Origin of the sequence: Enterococcus sp. DIV0213h (assembly GCF_051711285.1) — a bacterium.
Classification (GTDB): domain Bacteria; phylum Bacillota; class Bacilli; order Lactobacillales; family Enterococcaceae; genus Enterococcus_D; species Enterococcus_D casseliflavus.
The window spans coordinates 1,966,575-1,988,112 of record NZ_JBIOMH010000001.1 but is presented as its reverse complement, the minus strand read 5'-3'; the positions used below and the strand labels follow the sequence as shown (position 1 = coordinate 1,988,112).

Here is a 21,538-nt window from a genome sequence, read left to right as displayed (position 1 = left end):
GCCCATGAAAAATCAATGGCGTGTTATCGTTGGTATTTTACTGATTTTAGTGATCGTTTTATTTGCCGTTGCAAACAATATGACTGTCCCGATCAACTTTGGCTTCACAACGATTCAATCGCCACTGATCTTAGTCATTATTGGTTCTGCTTTGTTAGGCGCATTGATTTTGCTGCTGGTTTCCACAAGCGCAATGTTCCGCCAAAAAAAAGAACTAAAGCAATTGAGAAAAGAGCTTTCAGATTATCGTTCGAATAACGAGAAGGTTCTCCAAGAACAACGAGAAGCTTTGGAACGGGAATACACGAACAAGCAGGCGGAGTTAGCGGCAAGACAGCAGCAGCTCGATGATCAAGAAGCCCAGCTTTCCTCACGTGCTGCGGGTGCATCCACGCCGCCAACGATCAATGAGGAAATGAAGTCTTTTGAATCGCAAGCCTAAAAGAACGACGTTTCACAAAAAAAGAGTTTGCTAGTGCAAGATTTGCTGCAAGCTCTTTTTTTTTGTGTTGTAAAACGAGTGCTGTTTCTCTCGTTGTTTTTCTTTTTTGCATAAACTTTGCTATAATATCCTAGTTAGGAGTGATTTGGTGAAACGTGCAAATTTTCACTGGGTGCGTCCGCAAGAAAGCGAAACGACCCCAGTATTTAAAGAGCTGATCCAAGAAAGAAAGATCCCTGAGCGGATCGGCGCGTTGCTATGGCAGCGAAATATTCGAACAGCAGAGGCGCTCGATGCTTTTTTATCAACGGACCTGCAATATCTTCATGATCCGTTTTTATTTCATGATATGGCTAAAGCCGTGGAACGAATCCATGAAGCGATTTTAAATGGCGAACGAATCTTGATTTATGGTGATTACGATGCGGATGGGATTACGAGCACTACCGTGTTAAAGGAAACGTTGGAATTGCTAGGGGCGGAAGCTGAGTATTATTTGCCTAATCGTTTTACAGATGGATATGGGCCCAATCTAACTGTCTATCAAGATAAAATTGCAGCAGGGACGCAATTGATCATCACCGTCGACAATGGGGTGTCTGGTCATGAGGCGATTGCTTATGCTCAAGGACAAGGAGTTGACGTGATCGTCACAGATCACCATGAACTACCTGCAGAACTACCGGAGGCGTTTGCTATTGTCCATCCCCGTCACCCTCAAGGAAACTATCCTTTTGGTGATTTGGCTGGAGTCGGCGTTGCATTTAAAGTGGCTTGCGCTTTGTTAGAAGAAGTGCCAGTGGAATTGCTTGATCTTGTTGCGATTGGGACGATCGCTGATATGGTTTCTTTAACCGATGAGAATCGGCTATTAGTCAGCAACGGGTTGAAAATGATTCAGCAATCGGATCGCATCGGACTGAATGAGTTGCTGTCAGTCAGCGGTTTAAAAAAACAAACAGTCAACGAAACAGATATTGGCTTCGCCGTTGGACCACGGTTAAATGCGATCGGTCGTTTGGAGGACCCCAATCCGGCTGTTCGCTTGTTGACTACCTTCGATGAAGAAGAGGCAGTCAGCTTAGCGCAAACCTTAGATACGATCAATCAGCAGCGAAAAACCTTTGTTGAAGAAATCATGAAAGAAGCACAAGAAAAAATCGATCCTGCGAACCATGTTCATTTGGTGGTGGGAGATCATTGGCACGAAGGCGTTTTAGGGATCGTGGCAGGGCGAATCATGCAAAGTACAGGACAACCAGTGATCGTTTTGACCAAAAAAGAAAATGGCTTAGCCAAAGGGTCGGGAAGAAGCATTGCTGCGTTGAATCTGTTTGAAATGCTGTCGACGATGAAAGACATGTTTACTAGCTTTGGCGGCCATCATGCAGCAGTTGGATTAAGTATCCCCATCGATCATTTAGATATGCTGCAAGCCCAAATGAATCGTTACGTTGAAGAAAATGCCATTGACCTCAGTCAGGGCATCCCCTTAGCGATCGATGAGGAGCTACCGTTAACAGAAGTTTCGATCAGTTTTATTGAATCATTAAAAGTCTTAGCGCCTTTTGGAACGGACAACCCCTTACCGAAATTTTTATTTTCTAATCTGATGACTCAAAATGCTCGCCAGATTGGTTCAGAAAATCAGCATTTGAAGTTAGTGATGAGCGATGAGTCTAACACGCAGCTGGATGTCATTGGGTTTGGTTTTGGAAAAGATTTAGTAGCGTTTGAAAACGACCGCTTATCGATCGTTGGTCAGCTTTCCATCAATGAATGGAATGGCAACAAAAAACCGCAGCTCATGTTGGATGATTTTGCAGTGGAAGGGATTCAGCTATTTGATTATCGTTCGAAAAGAAGCCGCCAAGGTGTCTCTCTGGACAGTCAAACATTAGGCGTTCTTTTCAAGCAGAAACTTCCTCGGGAATTGCAAGGCTTTTGTGGGCAAACCACCATATTTGACTCAGTTACAGCTTTGGAAGATACTTTTCGTGCTGGTCAGTTCCAAGAGATTGCATTTTTAGATTGTCCTGCTGACCCTGCAGTGATCAAAGAGATCGTTCAAGCGCTCCAGGCATCAAGAGTTGCTTTTGTTTTCTACTCGACAGAAGATGCATATTTAGATGGGGTAGGGACAAGAGAGCAATACAGTCGTCTCTTTCAACTGATCAAACAGCAGCCTCGTTTGGACATTCGTTACAAACTAAAGATGGTCGCTGACTATCTAAAAATTCCACAAAAATTACTTATTTTCATGATTCAGGTGTTTTCTGAGCTGGAATTTGTTACAATACAAGATGGTGTTTTGAATAAAACTGCTGATCCTGTTTCCCGTCCATTGACGGAGAGTCATTTGTATCAGCAACGACAAAAACTGATCAAAACAGAAGAATTTTTATTAATGAGTGATTTATCAACCCTTCGTCAGTGGTTGACAGTCTAGGAGGAAAGAAAATGGATTTAAAAGAGTATATTGCTAGTATTCCTGATTATCCCCAAGAAGGAATTATTTTTCGGGACATCTCGCCATTGATGGCAGATGGAGAAGCGTATCGGTATGCGACACAACAAATCGTTGAGTATGCACAAGAAAAAGGCATCGATATGGTGGTAGGACCTGAAGCCCGCGGCTTTATCGTTGGTTGTCCAGTTGCCTATCAATTAGGTGTCGGCTTTGCCCCAGTACGTAAAAAAGGCAAATTGCCACGGGAAACGATTGAAGCAGAATATGAAAAAGAGTACGGTGTGGATGTCTTGACGCTGCACGCCGATGCCATCAAACCAGGTCAACGTGTCTTGATCTGTGATGATCTACTAGCAACTGGCGGAACGATCAAAGCAACGATCGAACTCGTAGAAAAACTAGGTGGCATCGTTGTTGGCTGTGCCTTCTTGATCGAACTGATGGATCTACATGGAAGAGACAAGATCCAAGGTGTCGAAATCAAGACGTTAATGGAATACTAAAAAAGCAGAAACAAAAAAGGACTCGCTGGAGTCCTTTTTTGTTTCTGCTGCCTTATGGGCGTATGTAGGGGAAGGATCATGGTTCATAACGATAAAAATCATGATCGTGATAATAATGGCGGTTACGTTTGCGCTCTGCTTGGCGGAATTTCTTTTCATCCCAAAGCATGAACCAAAGCATCATTAGAGGGCAAAAAATCAGAACAGCACTTAAAACGCCAAAATAGCCAATAACAATTCCCATCAATAATACCCACAACATAAAACCAAATCGACGAACTGCTTTCATCTCATTCACTCCTTAAATAATACGAACTTATGTTTGTATACTTATTATACGAATGTTTGTTCGCTTTGTAAAGAGGAAAGAAAAAAAATCTTCGTAAAAACGAAGATTTCCTAGTCAGCTCGTTGAGCATCAAAGCAGATGGCGATACAATCCAACAACCAATCCTAAAATCGTTACGTCAGGCAAAATGATTGGTTCTAAATAATCATTTTCTGGTTGTAAACGAATGTAATTCTTTTCTTTATAGAATCGTTTGCACGTAGCTTCGTCTTCATCTGTCATAGCAATCACGATATCGCCATTTTGAGCACTTTGTTGTTTACGAACGATTACTTGATCACCGTCGAGAATGCCAGCATTGATCATACTTTCTCCTCGGATCGTCAACATGAATAAACTTCCTGTGCTATTCGCTAAATCTGGCGGAATCGGAAAGAAATCGGATGCATCTTCCACGGCTAAAATCGGTTCTCCAGCAGTTACGACACCAAGCATCGGAATGGATGCTGGTTGAACATCGATTTTTTCAAGACCGGAAGCAGTTAATTCAATGGCTCTGGGTTTTGTAGGATCTCGTAAGATCAGCCCTTTTTTTTCAAGTCGGGACAAATGGCCATGAACAGTTGAGGTAGAAGATAACTGAACGGCTTCGCCAATTTCGCGAACAGTCGGCGGATAGCCTTTTTCAGTGACACGTGTATGAATGAACTTAAGAATCTCGATTTGTCGATTTTCTGTTCGTTTTGCCAAAACTGACACCTTCTTTCATTTGATAACCTTAGTGTACCATAGCTATATCGATTATTCAAACAAATGTTCGCTTTTTGTGCTATTGTTTTTGCTCGCTAGTTTGTAGTAAAATCAAGAGGGAAAAGGAGGAACAACTATGCTATCTCAAGAAAAATTAGCTCGAATCAATGAACTTGCCAACAAGAAAAAAACAGAAGGATTGACTGAGGCTGAGACCCACGAACAAAAAGTTCTGCGTGAAGAGTATTTAACCGCCTTTCGTGGAGGGATGCGACACCATATCGAAGGAATGAAAATCGTTGACCCTGAAGGTGCTGATGTGACACCAGAGAAGTTAAAAGAGATTCAAAAGAAAAAAGGTCTCCACGGCAGATAATTGTGAATTCCTTTTCATTGCTATTGAAATAAGCTTCTGAATCACGTATAATGAAAGATGTAATAAAGGTAAAAAAAACCTAAATTAGGAGGAACTACCATTGTTTGATAAAATCGATCAATTAGGAGTGAACACCCTTCGTACATTAAGTATCGAAGCCGTACAAAAAGCCAATTCAGGACATCCAGGATTACCGATGGGGGCAGCACCCATGGCCTATGCCTTGTGGACGAAACACTTGAAAGTCAATCCAACGACTTCTCGCAACTGGGTGGATCGTGACCGTTTTGTTTTGTCTGCTGGACACGGTTCGGCGTTATTGTACAGCTTGTTGCACGTGTCTGGTTACGATGTGACCATTGAGGATCTAAAAAACTTCCGTCAATGGGATAGCCGCACGCCAGGACATCCAGAAGTCGATCACACAGACGGCGTGGAAGCAACCACTGGACCTTTAGGACAAGGGATCGCCATGGCAGTCGGTATGGCGATGGCCGAAGCCCACTTGGCTGCAACCTACAATCGCGACAAGTATCAAGTCATCGATCACTATACCTACGCTTTATGTGGCGATGGCGACTTGATGGAAGGTGTTTCGCAAGAAGCTGCATCCATGGCTGGTCACATGAAATTAGACAAACTGATCGTCTTGTACGATTCAAATGACATCTCCCTAGATGGCCCAACTTCAAAAGCCTTTACAGAAAATGTCGGTGCGCGTTTTGAAGCGTATGGCTGGCAACACATTCTCGTTGAAGACGGCAATGATTTAGAAGCGATCTCGAAAGCGATCGACGAAGCAAAAGCTGAAAGCGACAAACCAACCTTGATCGAAATCAAGACTGTGATCGGATACGGTGCGCCAAATCAAGGCACCTCTGCCGTTCATGGTGCGCCGATCGGTGCCGAAGGCATTTCTGCAGCCAAAGCGATTTATGGTTGGGAATACCCAGAATTTACCGTACCTGAAGAAGTTGCCGCGCGCTTCAAAGAAACCATGATCGATGAAGGGCAAAAAGCTGAAGCAGCTTGGAACGAAACCTTCCGTGCCTATGAAGCAGCCTACCCAGAACTTGCTGCGCAATTCACACAAGCCTTTGCGGGTGAATTGCCAGCAGATTGGGATGCAGCATTACCAAGCTACGAAGTTGGCAGCTCACAAGCTAGTCGAGTATCCAGCAAAGAGATGATCCAAGCCTTATCCAAAGCCGTCCCTAGTCTCTGGGGTGGATCGGCTGACCTTTCTGGATCCAACAACACGATGGTGGCAGCAGAAAAAGACTTTGAACCTGGCCAATACGAAGGCCGCAACATTTGGTTTGGCGTCCGAGAATTTGCGATGGCGGCAGCGATGAACGGCATCCAATTGCATGGCGGTACGCGAATCTATGGCGGAACCTTCTTCGTCTTCGTTGATTACTTACGTCCAGCGGTGCGCTTGTCTGCGATCCAGCATGCACCTGTGATCTATGTCTTGACGCATGACTCCGTGGCTGTGGGAGAAGATGGACCGACGCATGAGCCAATCGAGCAATTAGCCAGCGTCCGTTGCATGCCAAATGTCCAAGTGATTCGTCCAGCAGACGGCAATGAAACCCGTGCTGCCTGGAAATTGGCCATGACAACAACGGATAAACCAACGGTCTTAGTCTTAAGCCGACAAAATCTACCAGTGATCGAAGGCACGCAAACCGGTGCGGATGAAAATGTCGCAAAAGGTGGTTACGTGATTTCAAAACAAGCTGGTGAAACACCAGCGGGGATTTTGATCGCCACAGGTTCTGAAGTGAATCTTGCGGTCCAAGCACAAGCTAAATTGGCAGAAGAAGGCATCGATGTATCGGTGGTCTCCTTACCAAGCTTTGATCTGTTTGAAGCACAAAGCTCAGAATACAAAGAAAGCGTCTTGCCAAAAGCAGTGAAGAAACGGGTAGCGATCGAAGCGGCTTCCCCATTTGGTTGGGAACGTTACACCGGTTGCCATGGAAAAGTGATCGCGATCGATCATTTCGGTGCATCCGCACCTGGTGACAAAGTCTTAGCGGAATTCGGCTTCAGTGTTGAGAATGTCGTGAATACTTTCAAATCAATCGATTAATTGATCGACAATCAATCAAAAATAGCACGTTCGAGAATCTTTTCGATTTTCGAGCGTGTTTTTTTGTCTGGAGCATGGTTAGAGAACCACAAGGGAGAGGAATGAGAAACGCAAGTCACCGATTCAACAGGGAAATACTTTCTATCGATGAGCCAATCGTCAGAGAGAAACTGGATCAAACAAATAATAAACGTCACTTTGTTGTATAAAATTGAATATATATGAATAAAAATGCTGGTTTTCGTTGTTGCAAGGCTGGTTCCTGTGTATAGTTAAAGAAAAGGAAACTAAACAATAAGAGCCAAGGAGAATGGCTCAAGAAAAGAGAACAGGGAAGAACGACTACTTGAAGAAAGAGGAATAAGGAGATGGGAAAACACGATGAAAAGGTTGAGGGTTAGTCACACGAACCGACGAAAGAAATGCGGCGTTATGAGTGGAAAAAAGAAAAAAACCATTCTTTTGGTAATACTACTGCTAAAGCTATTTTCACGAGACGTTTACGCAACAGAATTGAATGAAATTGCAACAGGTGATCAAGCAAACGTTGTGATACATACTGATTTTCTCAAGAGTGAAGTGACAAATCCGTCTATTTATCTCACCTATACGGCCGTTCCGTCAAGTGGAAGTGAGATAATTGATGTTCACGTTGAGATCAATGGGGCATACCATAGTCATCTTTATTTAAAAGATGAAAACAATCACGAAACAGTGGAGGAATTCGAATTCGGCAGTGGAATCGTTGTTTTGCCCTATCATCAATCAGAAGCGATGTATCTTGAGCTTGTAGCGGTTGACAGCAGCGGCGCCAGTGGGCGATTCAAATTAGAACATCCGATTACTGTGGTAGATCCACCCACTCTGCCGTCACCAACTCCAGATGAAATTAGTACTGAATTCTTTTGGGAGGATGAAAGAACATTTGTGAACAATCGCTTATACATGGGAATCGCTGGAGAAACAGAAATAGACAGATTCCGAGTATCAGAAGCGAAGATCCATGAAGCAGTCGAATCGATTGGCGGGACAATTTTGCAAGAAGCGGATTGGTCATGGCACATTCTCATAGGTGTCAAAAAAAGTACCGCTGAAGAGCTGATCGCCATGATTATGAGTCTGGTGACGAATTATCCTGAGGTCTTCGACGGGGGCAGTTTAGATATAATTGAGAATGTCGGACATGCAGGAGAGACAAGTGAGACATTTGATGTGGACACGAACGAGACCTTAAATGATCCGTTGGCCTATGCACGATCAAATGAGGCTGCAGCTTCTACTGAGCCGTTGGAGATTCCCACCGGAATGACACTATTTCTTTATATAATAATGGTAATACCAGTGCCAAGTTTGGCCATAACATGGTTTTTACTCAGACACAAACGCTAAATAGGAGGAAAAATGGAAATAAAAAAGAAACGATTGCGCAATAAAGTCGTGGTATTAGTGATCATCTTGCTGTTTACACCCAAAATCAGTCATGCTGAAACGAATAGTAATACAGAAAGAGACGGGCAAACAATTATAAACATGGAAGATAAACCGATCATCGAACTACTCAGTGAAGAGCCTGGTGCAGAATTAAATGTGCCCTTTTTTGAGATAATCTACGCAATAACCCCTACTACAGGTAGTTTTATTGATGAAGTGTTCGTGAAGGTCGATGGGGAATTCGATCGTTATCTTTTTCGAAGTATCACTTCATCAGTAATGATCGAACCCGGTCGAAAAATAGCTGACGCACGTTTATTTCTTCCAACTGAATCTGAAGCGCATCGATTTGAACTTGTAGCCATTGACAGCACAGGAGCAATGGCGACCTATTCATTTGAAGAACCATTTTATATGAACGAATCTCCAGGCCTACCTGCACTGTTTTTGGAGCATATCACTACTTATGAGGCAGACGGCGTAAAAAAGGGTTTTGTGAACAATCGCATACACCTTGAAATCGACCGTGCTGCTCGCGATGAGCAGTTTCCCACATTGACTGAACAATTGTTGGATAGTCTCATCACACGTGAAGCTCAACTTTTAGCTGGACCTGATCAAAATGATCGAGTAACAATTGAAGTAGCACCCTTTTCCTTTGAGGAATTTCATCAGATCCTCTTTGAAATCAGACAATTTTCTTCTGGGTTGATCAAAAGGGGAGCTTTGGAAGAAATTGATCCCACGACTGTTTCACTTGATCCTAGAGACGAAAAGCATGCAGCTCGGCCCATGACAATTACTTCAGATATGGTTCAGACAGGGTGGGTCCCTGGACTATTTTTGCGCAAATATCAAGCGAATCTGCTCAGGTTTAAGTTTACCCTGAGTGAGGAGAATTATTTGCTGCACAAGTACTTTCCGTCCACTGATTTAGGACGATCATTGTTCTATCAACGGGCGGACGATGCCGTAAGGCAAATCGATGGAATCAGAGTAATCGATCCTCTGCCGATGTTTCCGTATATATGGGTAGAACTCGATGAAAATAGTCCCAATGAATTGATCGAAAAAGCCCAAAAAGTAATGAGAGAATCCGCGGATGTATTTGACCAAGCAGAGATGGTCTTGATCAATGATTTTCTAAATGGCGAACCATTCTACGAAGAGGTGCATAGGCAAGTACCAGTTGTGATCAATGAGAATGGTACCGTAGGCTCGCTGTTTTCGGTAAAATGGATAGGGATCACACCGACTATGAAGTCAACTTACCGCACTATCATAAGTCTCCCCATAATTTACTTATGCTTCATTTTTTGTGTGTATCTTTGGAACCGAGTGCGTTTTCGTCCCAAATAGTTTTAGATTTTTCAGGAATCGACGGCGATCAACAAGGCAGGTTCAGAAAGGAGCTAAGAAAGCAAGGTGGTTGAAGGAAGCTGAGTTGTTACAAATTTGCTTTTTGATTATTTCTGAAACAGAAAAGACGAAAGCGAAAAAACTTTTAAAAGTTTTTCATTTTGTTAAGAATTCTAAGAATGTTCGTTTAGTTTTTTAAAAGACTCTTTCCCGAGTGTAAAGTGAACATTGTTTGCACTGTTAGATGTTTTTCCGTATAATAGCTGTATTGATTTATTTGAAAAAACGTATAGTTACTGGAGGAAAAAAATGGGAAGTTATCAAACAAGAAGTGAAAGACATCATCAACCAAAGAAGACGATAAAAAGACCTACTAAAAAGGCGGTGGTCTCTTTGATGGGGGCAGGAATGATGTTAGCGCCAATGACGGTCACTTTCGTTCCTCAACAGGTACAAGCTGCTGAGAATCAATACGCGACGCAGGACGTCTCAGGTTTTATTGAGCAAATTGGCTGGTCAGCACAAGATGTTGCTGCCAACAATGATCTCTATGCTTCTGTGATGATTGCTCAAGCGATTTTGGAAAGCGGCTATGGTTCTTCCGCGTTATCCAATGCACCCTATTACAATTTGTTTGGGGTCAAAGGCAGTTACAACGGACAAAGTGTCTATATGCCTACACAAGAGTATTTGAATGGTCAGTGGGTAGAGATGAATGAACCGTTTCGTCAATATAACTCTTACTGGGAATCGTTTCAGGATCATGCGAATGTCTTGCGCAGCACGAGTTTCGCGACAGGAACTGCTCATTACAGTGGTGTTTGGAAAAGCCAAACAACCTCATTTTATGATGCAACGAATTACTTGACGGGGCGCTATGCTACCGATCCAGGGTATGCACAAAAACTGAACTGGTTAATTGAAACGTATCAGCTCACACGCTTTGATACTGGGACAACGCAAAGTACCGCATGGACAAGTACAACGAGCACGACTAGCACCAGTACTACGCAAACTACAACGACGACTCAGGTAAACAGCGGATCTACAGCGCAGAGCTATCACGTTGCTTCAGGCGATACACTTTGGGATATCGCCAATAAATTTGGCACAACGGTCGACGCTCTAATGGCAACAAATGGGTTATCTAGTGAGGTCATTGTTGTTGGCCAAGAATTAATCGTTTAATTATCTGATACCGCCTTAAGAATGATTGCTCTAAATGGCATCATTCTTAAGGTTTTTTTGTAATGGAAAAACAAAATCAAGAAAGTGAATACTAACAAATATAAAAAAATAAGAAAAAAATTGAAATTGCTTACTTTTTATTCGCAACTCGGGGTTATTTTAGGTAGAATGGAAGAATAAGAACGGGAGGGATTTTCAATGACAAAAATCTATCAATCGGTCAATGAGTTAGTTGGGCATACGCCAATCGTCAAATTAAATCACATCGTAGAAGAAGGTTCTGCGGATGTGTATCTGAAATTAGAGTTCTTCAATCCTGGGGGAAGTGTCAAGGACAGAATTGCTTTAGCCATGATTGAAAAAGCAGAAAAAAATGGCTTGTTAAAAGCTGGTTATACCATCATCGAACCAACATCTGGGAATACTGGGATCGGCTTAGCCATGATCGGTACGGCAAAAGGCTATCGTGTCGTGCTGGTTATGCCAGAAACCATGAGTATTGAAAGACGTAAAATTGTTCAAGCTTATGGCGCAGAGTTGATTTTGACCCCTGGGTCTGAAGGAATCACTGGTTCTATCAATAAAGCAAAAGAATTAGCAGAACAAGACGGCTATTATATGCCATTACAATTTGAAAACCCAGCCAATCCAGAAGTCCATGAAAAAACGACAGGGAAAGAAATTGAGGATGCGTTTGAATCTAAAGGGTTAGACGCTTTTGTTGCTGGGATCGGCACAGGTGGCACGATCACTGGTGCGGGGAAGGAATTGAAGCGCGTCTATCCTAATTTGAAGATCGTGGGCGTTGAGCCTGCAGAATCAGCTATTTTAGGAGGTGGCAAACCTGGTCCCCATAAGATCCAAGGGATCGGCACGGGATTTGTTCCTAAAGTACTAGACACTGAGATTTATGATCAGGTGATTGCCATCGCTAGTGAGGATGCCATGGAAACTGCGCGTCAAGTTGGGATGAAAGAAGGAATCTTAGTAGGAATTTCTTCTGGTGCAGCGATCAAAGCGGCATTAGAGGTTGCTAAGGACTTAGGAAAAGGCAAAAAAGTCTTAGCGATCGTACCAGATAATGGTGAACGCTATTTGTCTACGGCACTGTATCAGTTTGAAGACTAGCAAAGAGGGGGAAAGCAGGCATTCGTTTGTCTGCTTTTCTTTCTCGAAAAACTGAGGGAAGACGGGCTAGGCAAATGCGTTATTCCTTTAAAAAAACAAGGAAAGCTGTTTGAATTTTTAGGTTTTACATAGTATGATAGGTAAGATAAGAGAAATGGAGGAACTCCTGTGAGTACGATCTACGATGAAGCGATCAAACGATTAAAACATGAAAATATTCGTATTACACCGCAGCGAGTAGCGATATTAGAATTTTTAGCCAGTCACGATGCCCATCCGACCGCTGAAGAGATTTATCGGGCGATCGAAGTTCATTTTCCTGGTATAAGTGTCGCAACGGTATACAATAACTTACGTTTGTTCACAGAAATTGGCTTTGTAAAAGAAATGAATTATGGAGATGCCTCCAGTCGTTTTGATTTTACAACGGAGCCTCATTATCATGCTATCTGCCAAAAGTGTGGAAAGATCGCTGATTTTTACTATCCAGGATTGGAAGATGTCGAGATGGCAGCTTCGAAATTAACTGGGTATCAAATAAATAACCATCGACTAGAAGTTTATGGTCTATGTCCCGAATGCCAAGTGAAAGAGGAGGAAACAAAATGAAGATAATTTCTACAGATCAAGCACCACAAGCAATCGGTCCTTATGTTCAAGCAAAAATCGCAAACGGCTTTTTGTTTGCTTCTGGTCAAGTGCCATTAGATCCTGTTTCAGGGGAAGTTGTCGGTACGACGATTGAAGTACAGACACAGCAAGTATTGAAAAATATCAACGCGATTCTTGAAGCGGCGGAACTTACGCCAGATGACATCGTTAAGACGACATGTTTTTTAAAAAATATGAATGATTTCGTTCCTTTCAATAATACGTATAGCACATTGTTCAATGAAGCGTTACCTGCACGTTCTGCTGTCGAAGTTGCTCGCTTACCAAAAGATGTTTTGGTTGAAGTTGAGATCATCGCAGCAGTCAAAGAAAAAGCGTAACCAACAAAGAATCGTGGGACGTCCGCATTTGCGTCGTCCCCTTTTTATTGATTCGATCCTGATAGGAAGAATCTTAATGTTTCAAGTGAGCCAAGGAGAAGAGGATGTAGTATGGTTTCGTTAAAGGAATATTTGGCAAAAGGGCAAACGACGATTTCAAATTTGCTTTTAGAGAATTACCATCATCTTGGTTTGACGAATGATGAATTTTTGTTATGGCTGCAACTGTATCGCAGCCATGAGCAAGGCAATGATTTTCCAGATTTACGTGAGATCGCCTCGGTGATGGGCAGCGACCAAAAAGAGATCTATCATTGGTTGAATCAATTGCTGAAAAAAGATGTGCTGCGAATGGGTTCTAAAAAAGACGACGCAGGAAAAATGGTTGATTATTATGATTTCACTGGCATTTATGAACGGCTCGAGTTTCTTTTACAGCAGCAATCCAAAAAAGAAGTCGCTGAAACAAATGAAGAGAAGATACGCGAGTTGTATCGCTTATTTGAAGGAGAATTTGGTCGCCCCTTATCGGCGATCGAATACCAACGGATCGGGCAGTGGTTGGATGAGGACCACTATGATCCCGAGCTGGTCCAGTTTGCTTTGCGAGAAGCGGTCTTGAATCAAGCGTATAGTTTAAACTATATCGATCGTATTTTGCTTTCGTGGGAACGCAAGAATATTACCTCAAAAGCGCAAGTAGAAGAAGAGCAAAAAAGAAGAAAAAAACAGTTTCTTCAAAATGAAACCACGCCACAAGAAGATGGCCCAATGCCCAAAATCCCTATGCATAATTGGTTAGAAGGAGAGTAAGATACAAGGAGTTTAATTCGTCCAATGATCAGTAAAGAAAAAACAATGACTGCGATAGAAATAATGTATGAGATGTTTCCTGAAGCACATGGAGAACTAGTGTCACAAAATGCCTTTGAATTGCTGATTGCTGTCATTCTAAGCGCACAGGCAACGGACGTGTCAGTCAATAAAGTGACACCGGCACTTTTTGAAGCATATCCAACGCCTCAGGCTCTCAGCGAGGCGCCGTTAGAAGACATTATTGAAAAAATCAAATCGATTGGCCTCTATCGAAACAAAGCGAAAAATATCAAAACTTGTGCCTCTGAATTGTTGCTGCGTTTTGGAGGCGAAGTGCCTCAAACCAGAGAAGACTTAATTTCTTTGCCAGGTGTCGGCAGAAAAACAGCGAACGTCGTTCTTGGCGATGCATTTGGCATTCCAGCAATCGCTGTCGATACGCATGTCGAACGGGTATCAAAAAGGCTGCGCATCTGTAAACTAGACGCCAACGTATTAGAAGTCGAACAAACATTGATGAAAAAGATTCCAGATACGTTGTGGGTCAAAACGCATCACACGTTAATTTTCTTTGGTCGTTATCATTGCACAGCACGGGCACCTAAGTGTGAGGTTTGTCCATTGTTGACAATGTGCCAAGAAGGAAAACTTCGGATGAAGGGGAAGAAAACCATTTAATGGTGAACATAAACCAAAAGTAACTAGGATCAAGACGCTAAGCGAAATCGCTTAGCGTTTTTTTTTTTTTTTTTGCACAAATTGATAAAAAAACAGGTAATTAACGTAATACACTTTATTAAAGCCCTTTCAAGTAACTGGAAAAACATAAGCTTACTGAATTTTTTTGATTACACCACTCAAAATTAGGTGCTTTTTCACAAAGAGATCGTGTGAGGGATGATGCTCGATGCGAAATGAACCTTCCGATACGCCTTTTTTTTGAAACTATTTGTAAGCTTAGTATGATGGGCTTCTTTCGCACAGTTTTTACCCTTTCTTTTTATAAAAATGCTTATTTATAGTCAATAAAATGTAAAATCAATAAGAAAATTCACCTATTGGTGAAAAATAGTATTTCAAATCTGTGAAAATCATCAGTATAGTGAACTTTGTCAAAGGTTATAAGTCTTTCTCTGCTATTTTACGAATGACAGAAAAAGCGTTGCACAGTTCAAATGATTCTGTAACGATCTCAAAATCATTTTTTGTTAACGGGTCTTAGACAAACGCAGTTTTGAAAAGATCACTTATAAGATGTGGCAAGTATAGAGGAGGAGGGAGAATGAAAGGAGAAAAGGTATGGAAATTAGTTCGTATGGTTCTGTTTTGCACTCTTTTTTATGGGATAACTATTTCTACGGCAGCGGTGAATGCTCAGGAAGTGCAGTCGGTTGAAACAGAAAGCTCTGTGCTTTTTACCGGTGTTTATGAGCCTATTGGGCAACCCGAACCAGCACCGCCAGCAGGCCCTACAGAGAATATCTCGCCACCAAACGAGGTAGCAAAACCAGGTGGTATTTTACCAAAGACCAACGAGACAAGAACTTACGGCGTAATCTTACTTGGATTACTGCTCGTACTGGTTGTATTGTATGTGCAATATACCAAACATCGATCAAGATTTATGATGGTTAAAAAGAAAAGACAAATAATTTGAAAGCAGGGATGAATTTGAAATTCGTACGATTTGCATCGGCAGCTGTTTTAGCTGCAACTTTATTTACTATTAGCGCGCAAGCCTTCGCTACTGAAAGTGTAACAAACCATGATACAGAAGGGAAAGTTCTCTTTGTACCAAACGATAGCGAAGCGACAGTGGTTCAACCACCAAATCCTGGTCCTAATGGTCCAGATGTAGAGATCAATCCAGTCGGCCCGGAAGGACAAACGGGACCATTGACGATTGCTTACGCACCTACGCTTAATTTCGGTGAGCAAGTGATTTCTAATACCGATCAAGAATATAAGCTAGTGGCTGAATTACACAAGCTAAAAGACGCGGAAGATAGTGAAGAAAGAGTTCCATATGTTTCATTTGCTCAAGTCCAAGATACGCGTGGGACAAATGCTGGTTGGGACTTAAAAGTTTCCTTAAGTGCTTTTGAATCAGGAACACAGAATAATGAACTGACTGGAGCAAGAATTCGTTTTAATTCGCCAAAATTGGAATATAACGGAAGCAACCAAGAAAATGAACCACAAATTCATGCGGATGGATTGATTTTAGATGCTACAAATAGTGAGCGTTCGGTTCTGACCGCTGCTCAAACAAAAGGTGCTGGCGTATCGTCAGTCGTTTGGGGCGATCAGGAAGAAATCAATCGACAAGTGGAAGCAGGCGCAGAGGTTGTTGAAAATGCTGGAATCGAGTTACTTGTTCCTGGATCAACAGCAAAAGACGCTGCTCTTTATGAAGCAACCCTTACTTGGACATTGGCTGCAACAGCTGGACCGGACGGAGAAACGGTTCAATAACTTAGTTTTGTACTGAATAAAAAAGAAAGAAGGAACTAGAAATGAAAAAGATTCGTTTAGCTACGGTCGCTGTATTATCCACCACTTTACTAGCAGGAGGCGTTCAAGCCTTTGCCCAATCTTCATTAGAAACGACTACCGATAACGTTGTAGGATTTACCTCAGACGGAAGCGATCTAACAGTGGTACAACCGCCAGTCGTGCACCCAGAAGTAGAAACGATCGAACCAACACCGCCAGGACAAACGGGTCCATTTACCATTGCTTATGCACCACAAACATTTGATTTTGGTCAGAATGCTATTTCTACCAGTGATCGTTGGTATTCGATCGTTGCTGATGAGCGTAATTTGGCTGATCAATCAGGTACGACACCGTATGTATCGTTTGCCCAAGTACAAGATACCCGAGGAACGCATGCTGGTTGGACATTAAATGTTAGTCTAACTGATTTTACTTCTGAATCAGGGGATGTCTTGACTGGGGCAAAAATCAAGTTGGCAAACCCTGAGATCGTGTTCAACAAAGGTGAGGGTGATCGAGACTTACAGCCAAGTGCCGTTATCAATAATGAAGAACAAAATGCGTTGATCCTAGATGTCAACGATCAAGACATTCCTGTCATGCGTGCTTCGGTCGGTCAAGGCGCGGGCGCTTCATCGATTTACTGGGGAGATCAAGAAAAATTGACGGAACAAAATCTTAATAAACAAGAAGGCGAAATTATCAGAAATGATGATATTCAACTATTTGTACCAGGCTCTACCACGCAGCTAGCAACTAACTATACTGCGGAAATGACATGGACGCTAACTGCTTCTGTTGATAGTAGTGGCGAAACAGTAAATCCGTAAGAAGGATCATAGCTTGCAACAAGAAACAACTGGCAGGAATAGTAAATTATTCCTGCCTTTTTTGGAAGGAGAACCACTTTTGACTGAACAACGTATGAGAATGAAATGGATAAAAACGGTTACCTGTACGGTCATCCTACTATCATTCTTTTTTTCACCAAGATTGAGCTATGCTCAGACAGAATCAGAATTAAACTTCTATGTGACGCCTATCTTACCTGAAAGTCAGCTGGAAGGAGGGGCGTTAGGGTATTTCGATTTAAATCTTGGGGCGGGAGAACGTGATGAATTGGCTTTAGAGATCGAAAATGGTTCTGATCAAGCGATCGAAATAGAAATTTCTGCCCATACGGCATTTACGAATGTGAATGGTGTTGTGGAATATGGCCGGGATGCAGAATCCCCTGATCCGACTTTACCTGCATCAATTGATGAACTGGTAGAGGTGCCTGAAACCGTATCGTTCGATCCATTAGAAAAACGAATCATTTCTTTACCGATTACGATGCCAGAAGAGGAATTTAAAGGGGTTTTGGCAGGTGGCATTCGAATCAAAGAGGTTATTTCGGAAGAGGAGCAAACACAATCTGCTGAACAAGGATTAGGCATTCGGAATGCATTTTCCTATGTCATTGGTGTGGTAGTAAGCAACAATCGGTCCGCAACGGATCCGGGATTGGAACTGCTTGATGTTTTTGCCGATCAAGTAAACTACCGAAACGTATTTAGTGCTGTTATCCAAAATTATACTTCAACATTTGTCAATCAATTGGAAGTAACAGCTGAAATTCGATCTGTTGGCAGTGAGACGATTTTATATGAAACAAGTCAATCAGCGATGCAAATGGCTCCTAATTCACATATGCATTTCCCAATTCCCTTGAATGGTGATCGTTTTCGTAATGGGGAGTATGTATTGAATCTTACTGCGCGGTCAGGAGAGGAAGAGTGGTCTTGGGAACAGACATTTAGCGTAGAGGCAGAAGATGCTCGCCGCTTAAATGAACTCGATGTCACTGTAGATACGTCACTCAATTGGTGGATGATCGCCACGGCTGGTCTAATCAGCTTGTTTCTATTGCTTGCGATCATCCTAATTGTTCGTCAGAAAAAAAATGCAAAGGAAGGTGGGAAAAGTTGAAATGAAGAATACCTCACACAAGGTAATAATTGCGATCATTATTGGATTACTAAGTGTGCAAACTTTTTTTCCAAGTCTGAGCAGTTTACTATTGCCAGAAATCCACGCCATCGATCACACGATTGAACCATTGGACGAAACGCAGAACATGTCCTTGCTTGATAAAGCAACACAACCGATCCAAACAAAAGAATTTGACATCCATACCCCTTTTTTTCAGTTTCCAGTTAGTGTGATTGAAGGTGTCGTGGATCAACCGATCGATGTTTTCGTCGTATCAAGCCAACCGTTAGATGAGATTACGCTGGTTGTAGCGAAAGAAGCAGCGATCGTGGAAGAAGAATTTGCTGCAGAAGTGAAGAGTAAAAAGCTGTCTGAAGAAGAACAGGAATGGACGCTTACCTTTGATGAAGAGCTAATGGAGTTCGAGATTCCTATCGTCTTTAATAAAATAGGCGATTATCAACTGGTTATAGGTGAAGCGGAACTAACGATCGAAGTACAGGCAGAAGATGACGAGGAAGAGGACTCGGATGATGATGCAGATAATGAAACGATCGAGACAGAAGTCTCACCATCAGAGACGCCGCAGGAAGGGGAACGAACCACGCAACCTTCCAATGACGCGAACCTAAACGAGAATCAGCAAGACACAGAAGCTGATCAAGCAGAAGCGATTGCCCAATTGACAGAACCGGTCACACCGTTAAACGAAATCAGTCACCGGGATGTTTCCAACTGGCAAGAATTTATGGCGGCAATCGTGAATAAAGATGTAAATTATATCAATATCGTAAACGACTTTGAATCTTCGGATAATCCTACTCAAGGAGTTTCTGGAGTGGCTGTGGGAAGTGCAACTTCCAACCCAACAAATGGATTAGCCTATATTTGGACCAATGCTTCTGGAATTTCAAGAACGCTTGTGATCGAAGGCAATGGGTATCAAATCGACTTTAGAGCTGTTGCTGTCGGATTTTATGATAGTACCGTCAATAGTGCAACGCCGTGGGACATCACGTACCAAAATATCGATATCGTTCATGGCAACTATTATGGCTTCATGAATTTTACGAATATGAGCATTCCACAACAGAATCTATCCAGAATGCGCTACCATAACTTGACCAATGCGGGAAATCAATTGATTCACTCGCACGCAACACCTGTCGTTATGTCTGGCGAGGTAACATCGCATCAATCACCGACGTATACGTCCCGATCAGGACGAGTACAAACGATCAACGCAACGAATCAAGTAAATATGGAAATAACCCAATTAGAAGTTCTTGATAACGCAGTAGTTGACATGTCAACGATTAATGCGGGAAATATTTATTTGTACTATGCAACGGGTCGAATGATTATTGGCGATGATGTGAAAATGACCTTGCGAACAGCTGGCACAGGAGGAGAAGCCTATGGGGCAAATATTTACATTCAAAATGGTCGGATCGATATCGGTAATCGATCAGAGCTTCATTTGAATGCTCGAGCCAACTCCCCCGCAATCAGTATGTATGCTAGCGGCGCCCACTTTGAAATGTCTGAGGATAGCAAAGTGGTAATCAAAGCTGACGGACGTACCACAAGCCTCAATGGATGGGGCTATAACATTATCTACATGGGTGCTGGAAGCACGATGCTTATTGGAAATAAAAGCAGTGTCGAAATTGATGCAGTGAATCAAGGGACCACCACATCCGGAGTGATCCATGTAGCTGGTGCCGCCACATTTATTGTTGCTAAAGAAGGAATCTTGGATATTAAGTCAGACGGAACCAATCCCTCTCATTCCTTGATGACATTTTTGAGCTCGGCCTCAACCTTCACTTTTGCGGATGCACAACGCATCAATTTAGAGAAAACAAGGGCGGTTACCGGAAATGCAGCAAATAGCAGCCTTATTTCGATCTCCGGCAGCGGTGGGCTATTAGATGTGGATATTCAAGCAGCGAAACAATGGCGGCACGGAAACTTGACGGAGGAACCAGACTTCAGTTGGAGTCCAATCTTCAACTTAAAAGTGAATTTTGCCTCTACCTTGTCATCGATTTCGAATGTTTCTTCCATCTCTCAAGAGATCGTTGATCATTTTCGCGCGAATTTTACCACAAGAGCACAACGTATCCTATTTGAATATATTCCAGATGTCGAGGTTCATTTAGAACCATTAACGGAAGACCCGGCACTGGAAGGTTCAAGAATCATTAGGGGAAAAGCCACACCTTATAGTGTGATTCGTTTTGACGGAGATCCAGCGATTCCCGCACCGCAACTGCAATCACCTTCTTTTGATGATAACAGCTTGTTCCATCTTCAAGCAGATGCCAATGGTGATTTCAGCTTGACTTTAGCCGAGGGGGATCGGTTTACAAAACATAATACGGTGACGGCTTACGCTTTCTTAAATGGAAAATTTGATACAGCTGAAACAGTTGTTCAAGAGATTGCCACAATGAATCCACGAGATCCGATCGCACCAGATATTGAAGTGAACCCAGAAAATAAACCGGATATACCAGAACATTTAGGGTTTATCAGTATCGATTTCATCTCCCAGTATAGCTTTGGAGATGTATCAATAAGTGCAGATACCAAACAGTACAAGGCATTGCCGCAACGTCTTAGTAGTGCAGATGGCTCAGTAACTGAGGAACGGCCAAATTACGTGCAGATTTCTGACCGGCGCGCTCAATTTACCGGTTGGGAACTTAACGCGACATTATCCGCTGCAGGATTTCGTAATGATCGAGGAGAAGAACTTCGGGGTGCACGAATTATTTTAGAAAATGCAGTTATGCTGACGAATGCTGCCAATTCAGCAATTCCTCCCACTTATAGTGAATCAATGATCCTTGATCCTGGGGTACCCGCTTTGATCGCTGAAGCAGATGCAAATGAAGGAAGCGGTACCTGGATTCAGCGCTACGGGGATATGGGGACGATGGGGGATAGTGTCAAACTTGAAGTACCCATTGGATCAAATCCGCGTAACATGACCTACCAAGCAACAATTGAATGGGAGTTAAGTTTTGTCCCATCTACCGAATGATCAATGCTCAATCTTATCAAATGGAAGCTGTTGACGCCTATGACAGCTTCCATTCTTGATAGGAAGATAGTGAGTAAATCGCTTGAAAAGCAGTGGGTTTTACCGTTTTTTTGCGGTAGATCACGCTTGCTTCATAATAACCGCGAAGATATAGAGTTCACCTAAACTCGT

20 protein-coding genes are annotated in these 21,538 nt (G+C 42.5%); 18 read left to right on the top strand and 2 right to left on the bottom strand.

What is annotated here, in order from left to right; all coding sequences use genetic code 11:
- Positions 1-4: 4 nt before the first annotated feature.
- The 3 genes from IGI77_RS09050 to IGI77_RS09040 all read left to right on the top strand — a co-directional run bounded on the left by IGI77_RS09050 (position 5) and on the right by IGI77_RS09040 (position 3,415).
- On the top strand, positions 5-442 hold the full coding sequence (locus IGI77_RS09050; protein WP_015509760.1) for a lipopolysaccharide assembly protein LapA domain-containing protein: 438 nt from the start codon (positions 5-7) through the stop codon (positions 440-442).
- Positions 443-590: 148 nt separating this feature from the next.
- Positions 591-2,891: a single-stranded-DNA-specific exonuclease RecJ gene (gene recJ, locus IGI77_RS09045; protein WP_438769889.1), complete on the top strand. Its 2,301-nt coding sequence runs from the start codon at positions 591-593 to the stop codon at positions 2,889-2,891.
- 11 nt (positions 2,892-2,902) lie between these two features.
- The gene (locus IGI77_RS09040; RefSeq protein WP_005226167.1) at positions 2,903-3,415 is read left to right on the top strand and encodes an adenine phosphoribosyltransferase; all 513 of its coding nucleotides are present in this window, start codon (positions 2,903-2,905) and stop codon (positions 3,413-3,415) included.
- A 76-nt stretch (positions 3,416-3,491) separates the two neighbouring features.
- Here the strand turns inward: IGI77_RS09040 and IGI77_RS09035 are convergent, their stop codons facing one another.
- Positions 3,492-3,704: a hypothetical protein gene (locus tag IGI77_RS09035; protein WP_005236082.1), complete on the bottom strand. Its 213-nt coding sequence runs from the start codon at positions 3,702-3,704 to the stop codon at positions 3,492-3,494.
- A gap of 129 nt (positions 3,705-3,833) precedes the next feature.
- Positions 3,834-4,454, bottom strand: coding sequence for a transcriptional repressor LexA (lexA, locus tag IGI77_RS09030; protein WP_005226165.1), 621 nt, complete (start codon positions 4,452-4,454; stop codon positions 3,834-3,836).
- 136 nt (positions 4,455-4,590) lie between these two features.
- On the opposite strand from lexA, the gene IGI77_RS09025 reads away from it, so the two are divergent.
- From IGI77_RS09025 to IGI77_RS08955, 15 genes are all read left to right on the top strand, one after another.
- Positions 4,591-4,830, top strand: coding sequence for a DUF896 family protein (locus IGI77_RS09025; protein WP_005226164.1), 240 nt, complete (start codon positions 4,591-4,593; stop codon positions 4,828-4,830).
- Positions 4,831-4,930: 100 nt separating this feature from the next.
- Positions 4,931-6,928, top strand: coding sequence for a transketolase (gene tkt / locus IGI77_RS09020; RefSeq protein WP_438769888.1), 1,998 nt, complete (start codon positions 4,931-4,933; stop codon positions 6,926-6,928).
- 381 nt (positions 6,929-7,309) lie between these two features.
- On the top strand, positions 7,310-8,317 hold the full coding sequence (locus IGI77_RS09015; protein WP_438769887.1) for a hypothetical protein: 1,008 nt from the start codon (positions 7,310-7,312) through the stop codon (positions 8,315-8,317).
- 12 nt (positions 8,318-8,329) lie between these two features.
- Positions 8,330-9,718 carry a hypothetical protein gene (locus IGI77_RS09010; RefSeq protein WP_438769886.1) on the top strand — a complete coding sequence of 463 codons (1,389 nt, stop codon included), beginning with the start codon at positions 8,330-8,332 and terminating at the stop codon, positions 9,716-9,718.
- A 309-nt stretch (positions 9,719-10,027) separates the two neighbouring features.
- On the top strand, positions 10,028-10,906 hold the full coding sequence (locus IGI77_RS09005) for a glucosaminidase domain-containing protein (protein ID WP_438769885.1): 879 nt from the start codon (positions 10,028-10,030) through the stop codon (positions 10,904-10,906).
- Positions 10,907-11,104: 198 nt separating this feature from the next.
- Positions 11,105-12,034 (top strand): cysteine synthase A, encoded by a 930-nt coding sequence (cysK, locus tag IGI77_RS09000; RefSeq protein ID WP_438769884.1) that lies wholly within the window; start codon positions 11,105-11,107, stop codon positions 12,032-12,034.
- Between the two features lie 168 nt (positions 12,035-12,202).
- Positions 12,203-12,643, top strand: coding sequence for a Fur family transcriptional regulator (locus IGI77_RS08995; RefSeq protein WP_005226158.1), 441 nt, complete (start codon positions 12,203-12,205; stop codon positions 12,641-12,643).
- On the top strand, positions 12,640-13,026 hold the full coding sequence (locus tag IGI77_RS08990; RefSeq protein WP_015509753.1) for a RidA family protein: 387 nt from the start codon (positions 12,640-12,642) through the stop codon (positions 13,024-13,026). Before IGI77_RS08995 ends, IGI77_RS08990 begins: the two co-directional genes overlap by 4 nt.
- Before the next feature lie 111 nt (positions 13,027-13,137).
- Entirely contained in the window at positions 13,138-13,839 is a 702-nt protein-coding gene (locus tag IGI77_RS08985; RefSeq protein ID WP_010748401.1) for a DnaD domain protein, read from the top strand.
- Between the two features lie 24 nt (positions 13,840-13,863).
- Positions 13,864-14,520, top strand: coding sequence for an endonuclease III (nth, locus tag IGI77_RS08980; protein WP_195960721.1), 657 nt, complete (start codon positions 13,864-13,866; stop codon positions 14,518-14,520).
- 604 nt (positions 14,521-15,124) lie between these two features.
- Positions 15,125-15,499: an LPXTG cell wall anchor domain-containing protein gene (locus tag IGI77_RS08975; RefSeq protein ID WP_005226154.1), complete on the top strand. Its 375-nt coding sequence runs from the start codon at positions 15,125-15,127 to the stop codon at positions 15,497-15,499.
- Between the two features lie 14 nt (positions 15,500-15,513).
- Positions 15,514-16,317, top strand: a complete 804-nt coding sequence (locus IGI77_RS08970; RefSeq protein WP_015509752.1) for a WxL domain-containing protein — start codon at positions 15,514-15,516, stop codon at positions 16,315-16,317.
- A gap of 41 nt (positions 16,318-16,358) precedes the next feature.
- Complete coding sequence (locus IGI77_RS08965) at positions 16,359-17,171, top strand: WxL domain-containing protein (RefSeq protein ID WP_005226152.1); 813 nt, start codon at positions 16,359-16,361, stop codon at positions 17,169-17,171.
- A gap of 13 nt (positions 17,172-17,184) precedes the next feature.
- Positions 17,185-18,312 carry a DUF916 and DUF3324 domain-containing protein gene (locus IGI77_RS08960; protein WP_284591734.1) on the top strand — a complete coding sequence of 376 codons (1,128 nt, stop codon included), beginning with the start codon at positions 17,185-17,187 and terminating at the stop codon, positions 18,310-18,312.
- Position 18,313: 1 nt separating this feature from the next.
- On the top strand, positions 18,314-21,367 hold the full coding sequence (locus IGI77_RS08955) for a WxL domain-containing protein (RefSeq protein ID WP_284591733.1): 3,054 nt from the start codon (positions 18,314-18,316) through the stop codon (positions 21,365-21,367).
- The last annotated feature ends 171 nt before the right edge of the window (positions 21,368-21,538 follow it).

What these genes read in the sequence shown, in the direction of transcription:
- IGI77_RS09050 (WP_015509760.1), top strand. Translation starts at nt 5, where the DNA reads ATGAAAAATCAATGGCGTGTTATCGTTGGTATTTTACTGATTTTAGTG.
- IGI77_RS09040 (WP_005226167.1), top strand. Translation starts at nt 2,903, where the DNA reads ATGGATTTAAAAGAGTATATTGCTAGTATTCCTGATTATCCCCAAGAA.
- IGI77_RS09035 (WP_005236082.1), bottom strand. Translation starts at nt 3,704, where the DNA reads ATGAAAGCAGTTCGTCGATTTGGTTTTATGTTGTGGGTATTATTGATG.
- IGI77_RS09025 (WP_005226164.1), top strand. Translation starts at nt 4,591, where the DNA reads ATGCTATCTCAAGAAAAATTAGCTCGAATCAATGAACTTGCCAACAAG.
- IGI77_RS09015 (WP_438769887.1), top strand. Translation starts at nt 7,310, where the DNA reads ATGAAAAGGTTGAGGGTTAGTCACACGAACCGACGAAAGAAATGCGGC.
- IGI77_RS09010 (WP_438769886.1), top strand. Translation starts at nt 8,330, where the DNA reads ATGGAAATAAAAAAGAAACGATTGCGCAATAAAGTCGTGGTATTAGTG.
- IGI77_RS09005 (WP_438769885.1), top strand. Translation starts at nt 10,028, where the DNA reads ATGGGAAGTTATCAAACAAGAAGTGAAAGACATCATCAACCAAAGAAG.
- cysK (WP_438769884.1), top strand. Translation starts at nt 11,105, where the DNA reads ATGACAAAAATCTATCAATCGGTCAATGAGTTAGTTGGGCATACGCCA.
- IGI77_RS08990 (WP_015509753.1), top strand. Translation starts at nt 12,640, where the DNA reads ATGAAGATAATTTCTACAGATCAAGCACCACAAGCAATCGGTCCTTAT.
- IGI77_RS08985 (WP_010748401.1), top strand. Translation starts at nt 13,138, where the DNA reads ATGGTTTCGTTAAAGGAATATTTGGCAAAAGGGCAAACGACGATTTCA.
- nth (WP_195960721.1), top strand. Translation starts at nt 13,864, where the DNA reads ATGATCAGTAAAGAAAAAACAATGACTGCGATAGAAATAATGTATGAG.
- IGI77_RS08975 (WP_005226154.1), top strand. Translation starts at nt 15,125, where the DNA reads ATGAAAGGAGAAAAGGTATGGAAATTAGTTCGTATGGTTCTGTTTTGC.
- IGI77_RS08965 (WP_005226152.1), top strand. Translation starts at nt 16,359, where the DNA reads ATGAAAAAGATTCGTTTAGCTACGGTCGCTGTATTATCCACCACTTTA.
- IGI77_RS08955 (WP_284591733.1), top strand. Translation starts at nt 18,314, where the DNA reads ATGAAGAATACCTCACACAAGGTAATAATTGCGATCATTATTGGATTA.